Raw genomic sequence first — 18,233 nt, 5'->3', positions numbered from 1 at the left:
GTATATGTTTATCATATTTTTAAATGTTGTCCTTTTCAAGAAGAACACATGTAAAGAACGTAAAATTCATGTTAAAGAGTGGATACATATCCATCTTAACTTTTTGACTTGAGTCAGCCAAAAAAGATACAATGATTCAACATGGCTGAAATGAGGTAAAAAAAATGTGAGTTTTGTTTTAAACTTTTTGAGGTCTGTTTACGTTATTTGTTATAGAGCCTCTGACGAAGAATAACATGCTGATGAAAAAAGCAGGGACTTTAGAAATAAAAATCAAGTAAACGGCTGAAAATAAGATATAACAGGCATGAATGCGAGGTTGTGGTATCACGAAGTGTCTATTCAGCGTTTAAAGATCACATTTCTGCTTTAGAAAGTGGAATTGGGGTTTTGACAAATGACTGAAAAGAATACAGAATCGATAAAGCAGCCAACTGATAGCAACCAAGCGTTGAAACATTGCCTGATATATTCGCGTAGTACACAAAAGAACAGGGTCATATTCTGCAGATCAAAAAAAAATAACTTGCAGAATCAGGAAGAGAAATGCTTTAGTAAACTGGGTTTTGAAAAAAAGGGGGTAACAGAGAACGATGTTGGACGCTATATTCGTCACGATGCAGGTCATTCTGGCACTGCTAGCCGTGTACCAATTCACGTTTTCGCTGTTCGGTCTGATTAAGAAAAAGAAAAAGAAACATTATCCGGCGACAAAATCTTTCGCTGTACTCGTCGCAGCACACAATGAGGAACAGGTCATTGGTGCCTTGATGGAGAACTTGAAACAACTTGATTATCCGGAAGATCTGTATGATGTGTTTGTCATCTGTGATAACTGTACCGATGGAACGGCTCAGATTGTCAGAGAACATGGGTTAAATGCCTGTGTGCGTACCAATGCCGATCTAAGAGGTAAAGGGTATGCCATTGAATGGATGCTTAAGTACCTGTGGAAATTGCCACGTCAGTATGACGCAGTTGTCATGTTTGACGCGGATAACCTGGTTGACCGTAACTTCTTGCTTGAGATGAATGATGACTTGAACAATGGTTCGCGCGTTATCCAAGGATACATTGATACGAAAAATCCGGAGGATTCCTGGATTACTGCAGCATACGGTGTATCTTACTGGTACATCAACCGTCTGTGGCAGTTGTCTCGTCATAACTTGAATATGGCGAACTTCCTTGGAGGTACGGGGATGTGCTTTGAGACCAACCTGTTGAAGGAAATTGGCTGGGGCGCAACAAGTCTGGTTGAGGATCTGGAGTTTACGATGCGTAGTGTGCAACGTAATGTATATCCTGTTTTCAACTACGACGCCAAAGTATTTGATGAGAAGCCATTAACGTTCAAAGCTTCAGCGAGACAGCGTCTCCGCTGGATGCAAGGTCACTTTACGGTTGCCCGCAGATACTTCTTCCCACTGCTCTGGCAGTCTATTAAGGAAAGAAGCTTGGTGAAGTTTGACCTTGCTATCTATGGAGCCAATGTCTATGTTGTATTGCTTACATTCCTGATGACTGCTGCGATGTGGGTAGACATGGCCATATTCAAAGGTCCGCACATTGCAAATATTTATGGATACTTCCCGCTATGGGTTGGATTTGTGGCTATTGGTCTGAACATCCTGACGTTCCTCTTGTCGATGGCGTTAGAGAAGGTTACCTTTGCCAAAGTTTATCTATACCTGATCTTGTTCCCGATTTACCTGTTGTCATGGTACCCGATTACGTTCTACGCTTTCTTCACGCAGAACAACAAACAGTGGAGCCACACTCAGCATACGCGTGTTGTACGTTTGGATGAGGTACAGAGCAAACAAGGGTAAGGAACAGGCATGCATGAGTTGTTGCATCTGATATAACAAATGTATAATTACTAAAAAAGTTGTGAAGATGTTGACAAGGTATTTCGTGGATGTTATAGTATTCAAGTGCGTTAAAACGAATAGCAATGGAATCACAAGTAGAAGTCCGACTTCTCACCTGATCAACACTATGTTGGCTGGTCAACGATCCCAATAATTTATGAAGTGTATACTCATGAAGAATTGTGTTGATTACAGGGATGTCGGTGACTTGACCGGCATCCCTTTTATTTTTGTGTAACAGGATATTCAAAATGACCTGGAGGTGGACGATTATTAGTAAAGATCACATGATTAATGATGAGATTCGGGCGAAGGAAGTACGCCTTGTCGGAGCTGAAGGAGAACAAATTGGGATTACGCCCATTCGCGAAGCACTGCAAATGGCGATTGACCTGAATTTGGATCTGGTCAATGTGGCACCACAGGCTAAACCGCCGGTGTGTCGCATTATGGACTATGGCAAATTCCGCTATGAGCAACAAAAGAAAGAAAAAGAAGCCCGTAAGAACCAGAAAATTGTTGACATTAAAGAAGTATGGTTCCGTTCCAATATTGAGGAGCACGATTATCAAACGAAGCTTCGTAATGTAGTTAAGTTTTTGAACGAAGGCGACAAAGTGAAATGTTCTGTTCGTTACCGCGGACGTGAAATTGCACATGCCGCGATTGGTCAACGGATTTTGGAACGTGTTAAGGTAGAAGTTGCAGAACTTTGTACTATTGAACGTCAACCGAAATTGGAAGGCCGCAGTATGATCATGATTTTGGCTCCTAAAGCCTGATAACATTGGAGGAGGAAACACAAAATGCCTAAAATGAAAACACACAGCAGTTTGAAAGGACGCTTCAAAATTACCGGTTCCGGTAAAGTCCTTCGTTACAAAGCTCACAAAAACCACTTGCTTTCTCACAAATCCAAACGTGCTAAGCGCGTTCTGAACGGTAACCCAGTTATGGCTGCCGGGGATGTTAGACGTTTGAAACAAGGTTTGGCTAACTTGAAAGGCTAATTCTGATTAGTACATTCCGTATGGGGGATCGGCTAAGGCCGTACACATACCACGGATACATTTATATTTATTTGGGAGGTTCTTTAATATGGCAAGAGTAAAAGGCGGTTTTGTAGTACGTCGTCGTCATAAAAAGGTTTTGAAACTGGCAAGAGGTTATTTCGGTTCCAAACACCGTATCTTTAAAACAGCAAACGAGCAAGTAATGAAATCCCTGGTATACGCATACCGTGACCGTCGCAACACGAAACGTAACTTCCGCAGACTGTGGATCGTTCGTATCAATGCAGCAGCACGTATGAATGGTTTGTCTTACAACAAACTGATCCATGGTTTGAAACTTGCTGGTGTAGACATGAACCGCAAAATGTTGGCTGATCTGGCCGTTAACGACATCAATGCGTTCAACTCTTTGGCTACTGTAGCTAAAGGTAAAATCAACGCTTAAATTGTATGATACAAGCCGCCGTACCTATATGGCGGCTTTTTTTACGGCTTTGAGGGGATTCGGAGATGAATCTCTGAAGGAATAGAACGAATAGGCTATAAGCTGGACGGGAACAATGAGACGAGACAACGGGTGAATAACACACCATGGGAATACATAAAATACGAACGGTGAAATAGTACAAAAGAAAACAGATGAAATCCACATATCACTAATGCCAGCGGCATGTTTTTGTTATATAACATCACATCGTTGTAACGTTAGTGTGTTAAAACGCTAAATTATTAAGCGTTTTCAATAAAAAAAGAACAAAAATATGTGATATTCGGTGATGAAACATCTGGATTTTAACACGGGTTGATTGTATAATCACCTCTAGTAGGCAAGTCCTAATTTTTCTCTCCATGTCATAATGTTCGGTTTTTCGACAGATGATTGGATGCTTCAAGGGTGATAATGCGCTTTTAATGTCGAAGAAACCATACATTCTGCATAAAAGTCATTCCTGCTATCTGTTAACCGTTCAATTGTAGGCTGGATTGGAATGAAGGATATATCATTAAGGGGGAAAAAGAGAAATGAAAAAGATGCTTAGCTTGTCTTTGGTAATGTTGCTGGCGGTATCGGTTATGCTCGCAGGTTGCGGTAGCAAACCGAAAGAAGAAACAAATGCCGGAGGAGATACAGGTGGCACATCCACTGAAGCAAAATCCGATCTTAAAATCGGTATGGTTACTGACGTAGGTGGAGTTAATGACAAATCCTTTAACCAATCCGCTTGGGAAGCTTTGCAAGCGACTGAAACAGAAACAGGTACTGCAGTTAAATACCTGCAAAGTAAATCCGATGAAGAGTACATTCCTAACTTGAACGAATTCGTTAAAGGCGGATATGACCTGACTTGGGGTATCGGTTTCCAATTGGCTGATGCAATCAAGACTGTTGCCGAGCAAAACACGGAAGCTAAACTGGCGATCATTGACAGTGTAGTTGATGTTCCTAACGTTAAATCCGTAACATTTGCTGAAGAAGAAGGATCTTACCTGGTTGGTGTTGTAGCTGGTCTGACTACGAAATCCAACAAAATTGGTTTTGTTGGCGGTATGGACAGCCCACTGATCAAAAAGTTTGAAGTAGGTTTCAGAGAAGGCGTTAAAGCTGTAAATCCTAATGCTGAGTTCATCTCCAACTATACAGGTGCTTTTGATAAACCTGACCTTGGTAAAGCAGCAGCTGCTACAATGTACAACCAAGGCGTAGATATTATTTTCCACGCTTCAGGTGCTACAGGTAACGGCGTGTTCAACGAAGCAATCGCTCGTAAGAAACAAGGACAAGAAGTATGGGTTATCGGTGTTGATAAAGACCAATCTCTTGAGTTTGGTGATGAAGTAACACTGACTTCCATGATCAAAAAAGTTGACGAAGCTGTTAAACGCGTCAACCAAGAAGTAATCGACGGTACATTTGCTGGCGGTTCCGAGAACCTGACTTTGAAAGAAAATGGCGTAGGTATTGCTGATACTTCTACTGCCAATGTATCTGCTGATACACTTGCAAAAGTAGATGAGTACAAAGAAAAAATCATCAGCGGCGAAATCAAAGTACCTACTGAGTAATTTGATCCTAGTCGCATAAGAATAAATCATCTGGGCCGGTCTTGACCGGCCTTATGATTGCAAGAACAGGAACATTTGATCAAGTCATCATAACAATTGTACAAGGTCATTGTGCATCAACGCTCCGGTAGGAGCTTTTCTTTCGTTTGCGGAACCACACTATATCAGTTATAAGGGTGATTACATGGGTGCAGCAACCCCCGTCGTTGAGTTAAAACAAATTACGAAGCGTTTCCCAGGCATTGTTGCCAACGACGCCATCAGCCTTCAGCTTCGTAAAGGCGAGATCCATGCGCTACTGGGCGAAAACGGCGCTGGTAAGTCAACGTTGATGAATATTGTATTTGGTCTCTATCAGCCGGATGAAGGTTCCATTGAAGTGAATGGCAAGCCTGTCATCATCGACAGCCCTAACCGAGCGATCGATCTTGGCATCGGCATGGTGCATCAGCACTTTAAGCTTGTACAGCCGTTCACGGTAACAGAGAACATTATTTTGGGATCTGAACCAACGAAGGGTCTCAATATTAACTATAAAAAAGCAGCCGCTGAAGTGCAGCGTCTGTCTGAACAGTATGGACTTAAGGTGAATCCTCATGCCAAAATTCATGATATCTCTGTTGGAATGCAGCAACGTGTAGAGATTGTTAAAACGTTGTATCGCGGTGCAGACATTTTGATTTTTGACGAGCCTACAGCCGTATTGACTCCTCAAGAGATCAAAGAACTGATGATCATCATGAAGAAGCTCGTAGCAGAAGGCAAGTCGATTATTTTGATCACGCACAAACTAAAAGAGATCATGGAGATCTCCGACACGGTAACGATTATCCGTCGGGGTAAAGTCATTGATTCGGTCAAAACATCGGAAACCAATCCGAATGAACTAGCAGAGAAAATGGTAGGTCGGAATGTCACATTCAAAGTGGACAAAAAACCGGCTACACCTGGAGCTAATGTGCTTGAAGTTAGTAAATTGACTGCGAAGAATAAAGAAGGTATTTCGGTTCTGAACCAACTTAACCTGAATGTTCGTGCAGGAGAGATTGTCGGAATCGCAGGCGTGGATGGTAACGGTCAAAGTGAACTCATTGAAGCCCTTACCGGACTTCGTAAAGTCGAGAGCGGTTCGATTCGTTTGGAGGGCAAGGAGCTGTCCAATCATTCCCCGCGCCATATTTCGGAATCGGGCGTAGCCCATATCCCGGAAGATCGACACAAACATGGACTTGTTCTTGATTTTTCAGTGAGTGAAAATATCGTTCTGGAATCGTACTATAAAGCACCATACACCCGTAAAGGGTTCCTTAACTTCGATGCGATCAAAAAGCAGGCGAAGCGGCTTGTGGAGGCATTTGACGTGCGTACACCAAGCATCGAGACCAAAGCTCGTTCCTTATCCGGAGGAAACCAGCAGAAGGCCATTATCGCCCGTGAGGTGGATAAAAACCCTGAACTGCTTATCGCTGCCCAGCCAACTCGTGGTCTGGACGTAGGGGCGATTGAGTTCGTGCAAAAGCAACTGATTGCACAAAGGGATCAAGGTAAGGCTGTTCTGTTGATTTCATTTGAGCTTGATGAGATTATCAATGTGTCTGACCGAATTGCTGTCATCTATGAAGGCCAGATCGTAGGCGAGGTGCTGCCGGAAGAAACCAATGACAGGGAGCTCGGCTTGATGATGGCGGGCAGCACCCAAAAGAGAGGTACTGCGCATGAGTAACGTATTGAAATGGTTTACCCGAGATTCATTTATTTTGCCTGTAGTAGCCATTGTTATGGGTCTGATTCTCGGTGGAGTTGTCATGCTGATCGGTGGATACAATCCGATTGAAGCCTATGGCGCATTGTTCACCAAGGTATTTGGAGACATGTACAACTTTGGTGAAGCGGTACGGGAAATGACACCACTGATCATGACTGGACTTGCATTTGCATTTGCATCACGTGCAGGCTTGTTTAACATCGGGGGAGAAGGTCAATTTCTCGTTGGAATGACAGCTGCAACGTTTGTGGGTGTTAAATTCGCTGGTTTGCCAATCTACCTTCATGCGCCACTGGCTTTGATTGCTGGTGCACTGTTTGGTGGTCTCTGGGCAGCTATTGCTGGTTATCTGAAAGCGGCACGTGGGGTCAATGAAGTTATCAGCAGTATTATGCTGAACTGGATTGGTCTGTATCTGGCCAACCTTATCGTGCGCCAATTCTTGTTGTTGAAGGGCGAGAATCGTTCCGTGGATATCAGCGAATCAGCTTCGATTAGTCTGACATGGCTCTCTGAACTGATGGGCAACTCTCGTGTGCACATGGGGACGTTGATTGCCATTGTGATGGCTGTACTCTTTTATATCTATATGTGGAAAACAAAACAGGGTTATGAAATCCGCGCGGTAGGCTACAACCCGAATGCGGCTGAATATGCAGGTATGCATGTTAATCGGAATATCGTAAAAGCAATGTTCATCAGTGGTATGCTTGCTGGTCTTGGTGGTGCATTCCAGGTGCTAGGTGTGTTCCAATACCAAACGGTCATGTCGGGGTCACCAGGTACTGGTTTTGACGGCATAGCAGTTGCTCTGATTGGCCTGAATCACCCGTTTGGGGTGTTGTTGGGAGCAGTGCTGTTCGGTACCCTCACGTACGGATCTGCAGGTATGAGCTTTGCTGCGGATGTTCCGCCTGAGATTATTCGGATTGTGATCGGTTCGATTATCTTCTTCATTGCGGCACAGGGCATCGTGCGCTGGATACTTAAACCGTTCTATTCGAAGCGCAAGAAAGAGAAGGTGTTGTAGATGGACTTGTTGACAATTGGGCAAATTATCAATACGACGCTTGTCTTTGCTACGGCATTGATTTTTGCATCCCTCGGCGGAATTTTTTCAGAAAAATCAGGTGTGACTAACCTCGGACTTGAAGGCTTCATGGTCTTTGGTGCCTTTGCAGCTGGAATCGGGGCGCATTACGCGCAAGAAGCGGGCATGGGTGGAACCACATCGGCCTGGATGGGTATTTTGCTTGCGATTGTATTGGGCGTACTGGTGTCGCTGATTCATGCCGTTGCGTCTATTACATTTAAGGCAGATCAGATTATCAGTGGTATCGTCATTAACTTTTTGGCAGCAGGAAGTACGTTGTACCTGGTTAAACTGTTGTTTGAAGGTTCTGGTGATTCACCGTTGGTATCAGGGTTCAGCAAGTTTGATGTGCCGATCTTGAAAGAGATTCCTTTGCTTGGAGAAGCCCTCTTCAAGAATGTATATCCAACGACATATCTGGCCATTCTGTTCGTATTCCTGACGTATTACATCATGTTCAAAACGCCATTTGGTCTGCGCCTGCGCTCTGTAGGTGAACATCCAAGTGCGGCAGATACGGTTGGTATTAAAGTGCGTCGGTATCGCTATGTTGCTGTTATGATCAGTGGTGCGCTTGCGGCCATTGGTGGAGCTGCGATTACATTGACGACTACAGGTACATTCTCACACAATACGGTTTCCGGCCAAGGTTATATTGCCATTGCAGCGATGATCTTTGGTAAGTGGAATCCGATCGGTGCCTTTGGTGCGGCTGTGTTCTTCGGATTCTCTCAAGCGATCCGAAACTATGTACAGTTGTTCGAATGGTCACAGAGTATTCCCCAGGAAATTATTTATATGCTGCCTTACCTGCTTACCATCATCGTTCTCGTTGCAGCGGTTGGTCGTTCTTCGGCTCCGTCTGCCCTCGGTGAAGCGTACGATCCGGGTAAAAGGTAACAACCTTCAGCATATCAAGTTAGCTATCCAATGCTTTGTTTTAAAAGGGTCCGCCTTGTGCGGGCCTTTTTTGTTTACTTGAATGCCCATCCACTTTTGCATACTCTCCCTGGTTCTCGTTCAGATACCCATATTTTCAGGTAGGGACAAAGAAACAGGCGAATCCAGTCATGGACGAATACACTGTTTTGAACGATCCGAGGAGGAGGGGAAAGTATGAAACAACAAGTTACGCGTGATGAAGCGATGAAATTAATAGGCAAAAATATTGTTGCAATCAAAAAAGACGGCACTCGGGTTACGGGAAGGCTGTTGAAAGTATCGGGTAACAAACTGGTACTGAAGCGTCTGAATGGCAAAAAAGTACGTACAAAAGCGATTCTGCCGCTGGTATTGTTTGATCTGCTCGCTATTGCCACACTGCCTTATGCTTATGGTCCTGGCCCTGGCTTCGGTCCGGGATATGGACCTGGACCGAAGCCAGGCCCTGGATATGGTCCAGGTTACGGACCGGGATATGGACCTGGAGGACCTAGTGGCGGCTTTGGCCCTGGTCCTGGTTACGGCCCATATGGTCCGGGTCCACGTCCACCAGGATTTTTCTAGGTCATTCTATAATGTTTTTTCCATTTCGTAGCAGCGACTTACCATAATGTATCGAATCGCACTATACCCATTTTTTTGATAAAACTGAAGCCCTTTGGTATTGCCTTCATCCACCATCACTTTCGATCTTCTACAACCCCGAGATGCAGCAAAGCTCTCTGCTTTGAGCAGCAAAGTCTGCCCGTAACGTTTGCGTTGCTCTTTCGGACTAACGGCCATCATATCGACATAGAGCAGTTCACCATGCATGAGAAAATGGATGAATGCGACAGCAGCTTTGTCTGGCTCCGGCGAGACAACAAAGGTCATGCCCCTGTTCATTCGCAGGGGTATTTCTTTGCGGATTTTATTAATTTCTTTTTCACTCATATGAGATAAAGGAACAAGTTGAGTGTCAATCAGCTTCATGATGGCGCCATCATCCAGCTTGGATGTGCGTTGCCGAATCACCATGCGGAGCCTCCTTTCAGGACCAGTCGTGCTGCTCGTATATTCTATGCCCGAAGCAAGATAAAAGGTGACTGAATGAAGCACAAGGATTAGGGCAACGTTAAAGGCTGAAGAGGCATGATGGAAGGCTCTCTGAATTTTTATGCAAAACAGGTATTGACTTATCGGTTGGAGGAATCATATAATGTTCCTAACATTTAACGAGAATATTTCATCGGCTATGAAGAGGACGAAGTTTTAAGGGCTCTTTTGCTCAGAGAGTGGCTGGAATTGCTGAAACCACCACCATTATCCCTTATATACGAGCTCACCTCGGAGCTGTTTTCCTGAAAAGCACTGGATGTCACTCCTTTCGCGTATTAGGGAAAATCGTATGTCTGCGTTACAGACAACAGGTATGGGAAACGACTATGTTCGTTTGAGCTATCGTTTTGTTGTACCTGGTAAGGTCCGTTATTGCGAAATTTCGGACAAAGTTGGGTGGTACCACGGAAGCGATAACCTTTCGTCCCTCGCAAGCATGAACTTGTTTGCAGGGATGGAAGGTTTTTTTTGTAACTTTAAATGTCAGAATGATGTAAATTCCGAGAGGAGGATGACTGATGGGAGCTCAAATTCCAGAAGTACGGTCAACAGATGAATTACGTGAAAAATGGATGAAGCCGGAGGTCATTAGCGGATCAGAAATTCTGCTGAGAAGCTTGTTGCTTGAAGGTGTAGATTGTGTATTTGGTTACCCGGGCGGCGCAGTGTTGTACATTTACGATGCAATGTATGGTTTCGAGGACTTTAAGCACGTCTTAACCCGTCACGAACAAGGTGCAATTCACGCGGCTGACGGATATGCACGGGCAAGCGGAAAAGTGGGTGTATGTATCGCTACCTCCGGACCAGGAGCAACGAATCTGGTTACCGGTATTGCAACAGCGTATATGGATTCTGTGCCACTGGTTGTTATTACGGGAAATGTTAATTCCAGCCTGATCGGCTCGGATGCTTTCCAGGAAGCTGATATTACCGGTATTACAATGCCGATCACCAAACACAGCTATCTGGTAAAAGATGTTAAGGATTTGTCGAGTATCATTCATGAGGCATTCCACATTGCGAATACTGGTCGTAAAGGTCCTGTACTGATCGACATTCCGAAGGATGTATCAGCCAACAAAACCTTGTTTGAACCGAGTACTGAACCTGTTACATTAAGAGGGTACAATCCACGGACTGTACCAAACAAACTGCAGGTTGACCGTTTAGCTCAGGCCATTCAGGAAGCAGAACGTCCAATGATTCTGGCCGGTGGCGGTGTGGTATACTCGGGGGGACATGAAGAACTGTTTGAGTTTGTTGAGAAGACAGGCATTCCAATTACGACAACCCTTCTGGGTCTTGGTGCATTCCCAAGTGGGCATGAACTATGGACAGGGATGCCAGGAATGCACGGAACATACACATCCAACCTGGCCATCCAACAGTCGGATCTGCTGATTAATATCGGCGCACGATTCGATGATCGGGTAACAGGTAAGCTGGACGGATTCGCTCCACATGCCAAAATCGTTCATATCGATATTGATCCGGCAGAGATTGGTAAAAACATCGCAACGGATATTCCAATTGTTGGTGATGTGAAGACTGTGCTGGAGATAGCCAACAAAGAAGTTAAGCGTGCAGAGCGTGCAGATGCATGGAGAGACCAGATCAAACAGTGGAAACAAGAGAAGCCTTACAGCTATACGGATTCAGACGAAGTGCTGAAACCTCAGTGGGTTGTTGAAATGCTGAATGATACAACCAAAGGTGAAGCGATTGTGACGACGGATGTGGGACAACATCAGATGTGGGCAGCACAATATTATAAGTTTAATCAACCACGTTCATGGGTAACTTCGGGTGGTCTCGGAACGATGGGCTTTGGATTCCCTTCTGCAATTGGTGCTCAGATGGCCAATCCGGACAGACTCGTTATCTCCATTAACGGTGATGGCGGAATGCAGATGTGTTCCCAAGAACTCGCGATCTGTGCCATTAACAATATACCGGTAAAAATTGTTATCATAAACAATCAGGTACTTGGAATGGTTCGCCAATGGCAGGAACTCATCTATGAGAACCGTTACAGTCACATTGATCTGGCAGGAAGTCCGGATTTTGTAAAACTGGCTGAAGCATATGGTGTGAAAGGATTACGTGCAACGAATAAAGAAGAAGCGGCGCGGGCTTGGCAGGAAGCTCTGGATACACCAGGACCAGTCGTTGTAGAATTCGTGGTACGCAAGGAAGAGAATGTGTATCCAATGGTTCCACAGGGAGCAACAATTGATCAAATGCTGATGGGGGATGCTGAGGAATGATTAGACATACGATTTCAATATTGGTTAACGATCAGCCAGGCGTCCTTCAGCGGGTATCAGGGTTGTTCGGTCGACGCGGATTTAACATTGAGAGTATTACAGTGGGTCAATCGGAAGAACCCGGACTCTCCCGGATGGTTATTGTGACTATTGGTGACGATAAAACGCTGGAGCAGATTGAGAAACAATTGTACAAAATCATCGATGTCATTAAAGTGGTTGATTTCAGCCTGAAACCGATGGTAGCCCGTGAACTCGCGTTGATCAAAGTGAAAGCAGAGCCTTCCGAGCGTCCTGAAATTCTGGGTGTGGTGGAAACTTTCCGCGCATCCGTTGTAGATGTTGGTCCAGGCAGCCTGATTGTGCAGGTGGTCGGAGATACGGACAAAATTGATGCGATGATTGAATTGCTCAAGCCATACGGCATTCGTGAATTGTCCCGTACAGGCATAACAGCATTGGTACGCGGGAACGTATAAGGCTATAATGAATAAAAAGGGGCGACGGTTAGCTAACATATACAGTTGATCTTATGTGAGAGTGTCAGTCCCTTAACAGTTATAAGGTAACATTTTAGTGATGTAACGCTTGAAAAGATAGCCACACTCCCGCATTAATGGGCGGGTGTCTGAACGGATCGGATCGGATCAGACCAGAGACGCTTTCAATACTTCAAGCGAGCCGGTCCATTGAGACACCCGCTCATTAATGAAGGGTTCTTTACAATACAAAGGAGGACTTATAAACATGCCAGTAACTACTTATTATGAACAGGATGCAGAGCTTAACGTATTGAAAGGAAAAACGATCGCGGTAATCGGTTATGGTAGCCAGGGCCACGCCCAAGCTCAAAACCTTCGTGATAGCGGATTGAACGTAGTCATCGGACTTCGTGAAGGTAAATCCTTCGACACTGCAAAAAATGACGGATTTGAAGTTCTGTCCCCGGCTGAAGCAACAAGCCGCGCAGATGTAGTTCAAATCTTGCTCCCTGACGAAACTCAAGCTTCTGTATACAAGAACGAAATCGAACCAAACCTGAAAGAAGGCGCTGCATTGCTCTTCTCACACGGTTTCAACGTTCATTTCGGTCAAATCGTTGCTCCAAAAAACAGCGATGTATTGCTGGTAGCTCCTAAGTCCCCTGGTCACATGGTACGTCGTACTTATGTAGAAGGTTTTGGTGTACCGGGCCTGATCGCGATTGAGCAAGATGCAACAGGTAAAGCGAAAGAAATCGGTTTGGCTTATGCAAAAGGTATCGGTTGTACTCGCGCAGGGGTTATCGAAACTTCCTTCCGTGAAGAAACAGAAACAGATCTGTTCGGTGAGCAAGCTGTTCTGTGTGGTGGTGTAAGTGCTTTGGTAAAAGCTGGATTCGAAACATTGACAGAAGCGGGTTACGCTCCTGAAATGGCATACTTCGAATGTCTGCACGAACTGAAGCTGATCGTTGACATGATGTATGAAGGCGGACTTTCAAGTATGCGTGATTCCATCAGTAACACAGCTGAGTACGGTGACTATGTAACTGGACCTCGCGTTGTAACTGAAGATACGAAGAAAGCAATGAAAGAAGTCCTGACGGATATCCAACAAGGTAAATTCGCACGCGACTTCATTCTGGAGAACCAATCCGGACGTGCATTCTTGACAGCAACTCGTCGTAACGAAGCTGAACACCCAATCGAAGTGGTTGGCGGACAATTGCGTGAGATGATGCACTGGATCAAGAAGTAAGCATTAACTTTTAGAACATGCACTTATAAGGTATTCAAGTAAACTTAGAGCTTTAACTGGGAATAGCGGCCGTGCTTATGCGTGAGCCGCTATTGCTGGTTCAGAGAAACATTATATTACAAGTACAGGAGGTGCGAAGCGTGCGTAAAATCTATGTATTTGACACAACGCTGCGTGATGGAGAGCAATCCCCGGGAGTCAATCTGAACACGCGTGAAAAGGTGGAAATTGCCCATCAGCTCGAGCGGCTTGGCATTGACCGGATGGAAGCTGGTTTCCCGGCGGCATCTCCAGGTGACCTGGCCGCTGTCAATGCAGTAGCAAAAGCGGTCAAAAATGTGACCGTAATTGGCTTGTCCCGTTCCAGAGAGCAAGATATCGATGCGGTTAAGGAAGCTCTTAAAGGTGCACAGGACCCATGCATTCACGTTTTCCTGGCAACTTCGCCTATTCACCGCCAACATAAATTGCGTATGGATAAAGGGCAAGTACTGGATACGGCTCGTTCCGCGATTCGTTATGCGAAGAAAACATTTTCAAAGATTGAATTCTCGCTGGAGGATGCAGGTCGTACGGAGTATGATTTCCTCGTGGAAATGGTGAATATGGCTGTTGAAGAGGGTGCAGCCGTTGTGAATATTCCGGATACAGTTGGCTACCTGAGTCCATATGAATACGGAAACATTTTCAAACATCTCAAGGAGAATGTTCACGGTATTGAAAAGGTACAGCTAAGTGCCCACTGTCATAATGACCTAGGTATGGCGACAGCCAATACACTTGCAGCGATTCTGAACGGAGCCGATCAGATCGAAGGAACGATCAATGGCATCGGTGAACGTGCAGGCAACACGGCGATCGAGGAGATTGCCATGGCACTGGAGACGCGTCAGGAATTTTTCCAGGCGAAGACATCTCTGCAGTTGTCAGAAATTGCACGGACCAGTCGTCTCGTTAGCCGTTTGACAGGTATGGTTGTGCCCGGCAACAAAGCCATTGTTGGAGCGAACGCCTTCGCACATGAATCCGGAATTCATCAGGACGGCATGCTGAAGGAAAAAACAACGTACGAGATCATGACTCCAGAGTCCATCGGTTTGAAGGAAAGTAAGCTCGTATTAGGTAAACATTCCGGTCGTCATGCCTTCCGTGAGCGTTTGATTGATCTGGGATATGAGCTGGAAGAAGAAGCGTTGAATCGTGCTTTCGCTCAGTTCAAAGAATTGGCTGATAAGAAGAAGGAAGTTACTGACGAAGATCTGCTCGCAGTCATTGAAGAGAAATTGCAGGATGCACCTGAGGTGTATAAACTGGAATCGATCTTTGTTACGTACGGTGATGAAGCGGTACCAACAGCCAAAGTCCGCATTGCGATGCTTGACGGGGATACGGTTGAGAAGCAAGCAGAGGGTAATGGATCGGTAGATGCAATCTACAATGCGATTGACCAGGTGAGTGGGGAAGACGTAACGTTGTCTGACTATTCCATCAAATCGGTAACGCATGGTAAGGATGCATTGGGTGAGGTACATGTTGTGCTGACTCAAAATCAGGTTTCGGTACAAGGACGTGGTGTGAGTACGGATATACTGGGTGCAAGTGCACGTGCCTATGTGGACGGACTGAATCAATTGATTGAGAAGCGTAAAACATACACGAATCGTGTAAATGTGAACCTGTAGATTCCGGTGCAGCAAGCACGAACTCTTTATTGAACTGGGAGTTGGAACTCATTTAAGCCGTTAGAGTGATCTGTCTTAATCTGAATGGATATAGAAGGTCGTTCGGCTTTCTTTACTCCGTTCAGTGAGATATGTAAAGAGTCTGACTCTCTTGTGAGGGTCAGACTCTTTTTGCTTTTATTTATATAATTATGACAGTAAAAACAGTGCATGTTGTATATGGTTTCTATTGCATTGGCTTATGCCATTTAAGCTGTTACCATGCGTAAGCATTAGGTGCATGTCCACCTGGACCCGGGAAAATCTCATCCAGACGTTTGAGCACGGCCTCATCCAGAGTCACATCCAGACATTTGAGTGCGGTTTCAAACTGCTCCAGTGTACGCGGTCCGATAATCGGGGCAGTTACTGCCGGATTGGCAGCAACCCAGGCCAAAGCTACCGTATCCTGTGGTTCGCCGAGATCACGACAGAGAGCGGCAAAGTCTTCAAGTTGAGTCTGCTGTTGCTCGATCCGCCCAGCGATGCCTCCGCTGCGTGTTCCTTCCAGCTTCTGAAGCGCATTACGTCCCAGTAACCCACCATCTAGTGGACTCCATGGAATGACACCGAGGCCCAGTTCTTTGGCGGCAGGCAGCACTTCCAGCTCAGGTAAACGGCAGTTGAGACTATATTTATGTTGTTCGGATACCAGGCCGAGGAAATGGCGATTCTTGGCTTCGCTTTGTGCAATTGCAATCTGCCATGCAGCAAAGTTGCTTGACCCTACATAACCGATTTTACCCTGGTGAACGGCGTTCTCGAATGCGCCCCACAGCTCGTTCCACGATATGGCAGGGTCCACATGGTGCATCTGGTACAGCTCGATATGATCCGTCTGCAAGCGGCGGAGGGAACCTTCCAGATGACGTCTGATTTTGTATGCAGAAAGGCCGGCTTCGTTGTTGGGGCCGTCTGTATCATCGTGCATGGAGCCATAGACTTTGGTGGCCAGAACTACTTTTTCACGTCTGCCACCCCCCTGATTGAACCAGCGTCCGATAATTTCTTCGGTAAGCCCGGAATTCTCACCCCAGCCGTAGATGTTAGCGGTATCAAAAAAGTTCACACCTGCATCGAGTGCTGCGTCCATAATGCGGAAAGCCTCTTTCTCATCTGTAGCAGGCCCAAAATTCATGGTACCGAGACAGATTCGGCTGACCTTAAGGCCTGATTTACCCAAATACGAATATTGCATGTTGCTTATCCCTCCTGCGTACCTGATTTGAATTCAGCTATATTTTACCCCAGTCGGGAGGTCAGAACAACTTGGCAATGCTATTCTCTATTAGCTTATAGGTAAAATCTATTAAAGTCATAGATTGTATATCTTGGTCAAATGACCTTGGAATATGATACAAAAGAGAGAGTTAATATGAGACGTTACTTTATGAATAATTAATGAATGAAATATAAGGAGTGGACAACCCATGGCAGACGTGAAAAAAATTGCAGTTATTGCAGGTGACGGAATCGGTCCTGAAGTCGTAGCTGAGGCTGAGAAAGTTCTTAAACGTACAGAGGAAGTATTCGGTTATCGTTTTGAGACAGAGCATGCGCTGTTCGGTGGAATCGCGATTGATGAGAAGGGTACACCTCTTCCTGAAGAAACGCTGACAGTATGTAAAAGTGCAGATGCCGTCCTGCTTGGAGCGGTTGGCGGTCCAAAATGGGATAACAACAGCAAGGAGCTTCGTCCGGAAACGGGCCTGCTGGGTATTCGCAAAGCGCTCGGATTGTTCTCCAACCTTCGTCCAGCTGTCGTATTTGATTGCTTGAAGGATGCTTCAACTCTGAAGCCTGAAGTCCTTGAAGGTACAGATCTGATGGTGGTACGTGAGTTGACAGGTGGTATCTACTTCGGAGAGAAGTTCAGACGTGAAAGTGCACAGGGCGAAGAGGCAGTAGATACGTGCGCATATAATGTTACAGAAGTGGAGCGGATCGTTCGTCAGGCGTTCGAAATTGCGCAAGGACGTCGCAAAAAACTGGCTTCTGTAGACAAAGCTAACGTATTGGAAACATCCCGTCTCTGGCGTGAAGTTGTAAACCGGGTAGCACCGGATTATCCGGATGTTGAACTGGAGCATGTGCTTGTGGACAACTGCGCGATGCAATTGTTGCGTCGTCCATCCAGCTTCGATGTCATCGTAACGGAAAACATGTTTGGGGATATCTTGAGTGATGAAGCTGCAATGCTGACGGGTTCCATCGGCATGCTCGCATCTGCATCACTGGGAGAGGGCAGCTTCGGACTCTATGAGCCGGTACACGGTTCTGCACCGGATATCGCAGGTCAAGGATTAGCCAATCCGATTGCAACGATTCTCTCGCTGGCGCTGATGTTCCGTACAACCTTTGGTTATGCAGAAGGTGCGGATGCCATTGAAGCAGCTGTGTCTGATGTGTTGAACGCAGGACACCGCACGAGTGATATTGCTGTAGACAAGAGCACAGCGATCAGCACAACTGAAATGGGCGATTTGATCGTCGCTGCTATTCAGAAACAGGCGTAATTATATTACCAACAACATGGCAGCCCTTTGTTTCCAATTATGGAATGTACAGAGGGCTGTTCCTTTATGATTTTGGCACGAAAAATCCTTATTTATAATGATTATAAAAAAATAATGTTTATAATCTTGACTTTGGG

The 18,233-nt window shown here is 45.4% G+C and carries 16 protein-coding genes; 14 read left to right on the top strand and 2 right to left on the bottom strand.

The window, feature by feature from the left end; genetic code table 11:
• Positions 1-593 precede the first annotated feature (593 nt).
• The 9 genes from AC4G47_RS21705 to AC4G47_RS21665 all read left to right on the top strand — a co-directional run bounded on the left by AC4G47_RS21705 (position 594) and on the right by AC4G47_RS21665 (position 9,315).
• Positions 594-1,832, top strand: a complete 1,239-nt coding sequence (locus AC4G47_RS21705; protein WP_169478871.1) for a glycosyltransferase family 2 protein — start codon at positions 594-596, stop codon at positions 1,830-1,832.
• Positions 1,833-2,161: 329 nt separating this feature from the next.
• Positions 2,162-2,656, top strand: a complete 495-nt coding sequence (gene infC / locus AC4G47_RS21700) for a translation initiation factor IF-3 (RefSeq protein WP_062833422.1) — start codon at positions 2,162-2,164, stop codon at positions 2,654-2,656.
• A gap of 24 nt (positions 2,657-2,680) precedes the next feature.
• Positions 2,681-2,884 carry a 50S ribosomal protein L35 gene (gene rpmI, locus AC4G47_RS21695; protein ID WP_017689665.1) on the top strand — a complete coding sequence of 68 codons (204 nt, stop codon included), beginning with the start codon at positions 2,681-2,683 and terminating at the stop codon, positions 2,882-2,884.
• A gap of 88 nt (positions 2,885-2,972) precedes the next feature.
• Positions 2,973-3,332, top strand: coding sequence for a 50S ribosomal protein L20 (gene rplT, locus AC4G47_RS21690; RefSeq protein WP_017689664.1), 360 nt, complete (start codon positions 2,973-2,975; stop codon positions 3,330-3,332).
• 578 nt (positions 3,333-3,910) lie between these two features.
• On the top strand, positions 3,911-4,951 hold the full coding sequence (locus AC4G47_RS21685; protein ID WP_491102592.1) for a BMP family lipoprotein: 1,041 nt from the start codon (positions 3,911-3,913) through the stop codon (positions 4,949-4,951).
• Positions 4,952-5,135: 184 nt separating this feature from the next.
• Positions 5,136-6,674 carry an ABC transporter ATP-binding protein gene (locus AC4G47_RS21680; protein WP_336760611.1) on the top strand — a complete coding sequence of 513 codons (1,539 nt, stop codon included), beginning with the start codon at positions 5,136-5,138 and terminating at the stop codon, positions 6,672-6,674.
• Positions 6,667-7,746: an ABC transporter permease gene (locus AC4G47_RS21675; RefSeq protein WP_491102591.1), complete on the top strand. Its 1,080-nt coding sequence runs from the start codon at positions 6,667-6,669 to the stop codon at positions 7,744-7,746. Before AC4G47_RS21680 ends, AC4G47_RS21675 begins: the two co-directional genes overlap by 8 nt.
• Complete coding sequence (locus AC4G47_RS21670) at positions 7,747-8,709, top strand: ABC transporter permease (RefSeq protein ID WP_491102589.1); 963 nt, start codon at positions 7,747-7,749, stop codon at positions 8,707-8,709.
• A gap of 216 nt (positions 8,710-8,925) precedes the next feature.
• Positions 8,926-9,315, top strand: coding sequence for a hypothetical protein (locus tag AC4G47_RS21665; RefSeq protein WP_491102588.1), 390 nt, complete (start codon positions 8,926-8,928; stop codon positions 9,313-9,315).
• A gap of 6 nt (positions 9,316-9,321) precedes the next feature.
• Here the strand turns inward: AC4G47_RS21665 and AC4G47_RS21660 are convergent, their stop codons facing one another.
• On the bottom strand, positions 9,322-9,765 hold the full coding sequence (locus AC4G47_RS21660; protein WP_491106758.1) for a GNAT family N-acetyltransferase: 444 nt from the start codon (positions 9,763-9,765) through the stop codon (positions 9,322-9,324).
• Positions 9,766-10,367: 602 nt separating this feature from the next.
• Here AC4G47_RS21660 and ilvB point away from each other — a divergent pair.
• The 4 genes from ilvB to AC4G47_RS21640 all read left to right on the top strand — a co-directional run bounded on the left by ilvB (position 10,368) and on the right by AC4G47_RS21640 (position 15,541).
• Complete coding sequence (gene ilvB, locus AC4G47_RS21655) at positions 10,368-12,119, top strand: biosynthetic-type acetolactate synthase large subunit (protein ID WP_458126039.1); 1,752 nt, start codon at positions 10,368-10,370, stop codon at positions 12,117-12,119.
• Entirely contained in the window at positions 12,116-12,598 is a 483-nt protein-coding gene (ilvN, locus tag AC4G47_RS21650; RefSeq protein ID WP_024628317.1) for an acetolactate synthase small subunit, read from the top strand. The genes ilvB and ilvN overlap by 4 nt, the downstream gene beginning before the upstream one ends.
• Before the next feature lie 268 nt (positions 12,599-12,866).
• Complete coding sequence (ilvC, locus tag AC4G47_RS21645; protein WP_036669754.1) at positions 12,867-13,859, top strand: ketol-acid reductoisomerase; 993 nt, start codon at positions 12,867-12,869, stop codon at positions 13,857-13,859.
• A gap of 140 nt (positions 13,860-13,999) precedes the next feature.
• Positions 14,000-15,541: a 2-isopropylmalate synthase gene (locus AC4G47_RS21640; protein WP_458126040.1), complete on the top strand. Its 1,542-nt coding sequence runs from the start codon at positions 14,000-14,002 to the stop codon at positions 15,539-15,541.
• A gap of 256 nt (positions 15,542-15,797) precedes the next feature.
• On the opposite strand, the gene AC4G47_RS21635 is transcribed toward AC4G47_RS21640, so the two are convergent.
• Positions 15,798-16,778, bottom strand: a complete 981-nt coding sequence (locus AC4G47_RS21635; RefSeq protein ID WP_133384119.1) for an aldo/keto reductase — start codon at positions 16,776-16,778, stop codon at positions 15,798-15,800.
• Between the two features lie 232 nt (positions 16,779-17,010).
• Here AC4G47_RS21635 and leuB point away from each other — a divergent pair, with 232 nt between their 5' ends.
• Positions 17,011-18,096, top strand: coding sequence for a 3-isopropylmalate dehydrogenase (leuB, locus tag AC4G47_RS21630; protein ID WP_133384120.1), 1,086 nt, complete (start codon positions 17,011-17,013; stop codon positions 18,094-18,096).
• The last annotated feature ends 137 nt before the right edge of the window (positions 18,097-18,233 follow it).

This window comes from Paenibacillus sp. Negev47 (genome assembly GCF_058313655.1).
This window is presented reverse-complemented; position numbering and strand designations above follow the sequence as displayed.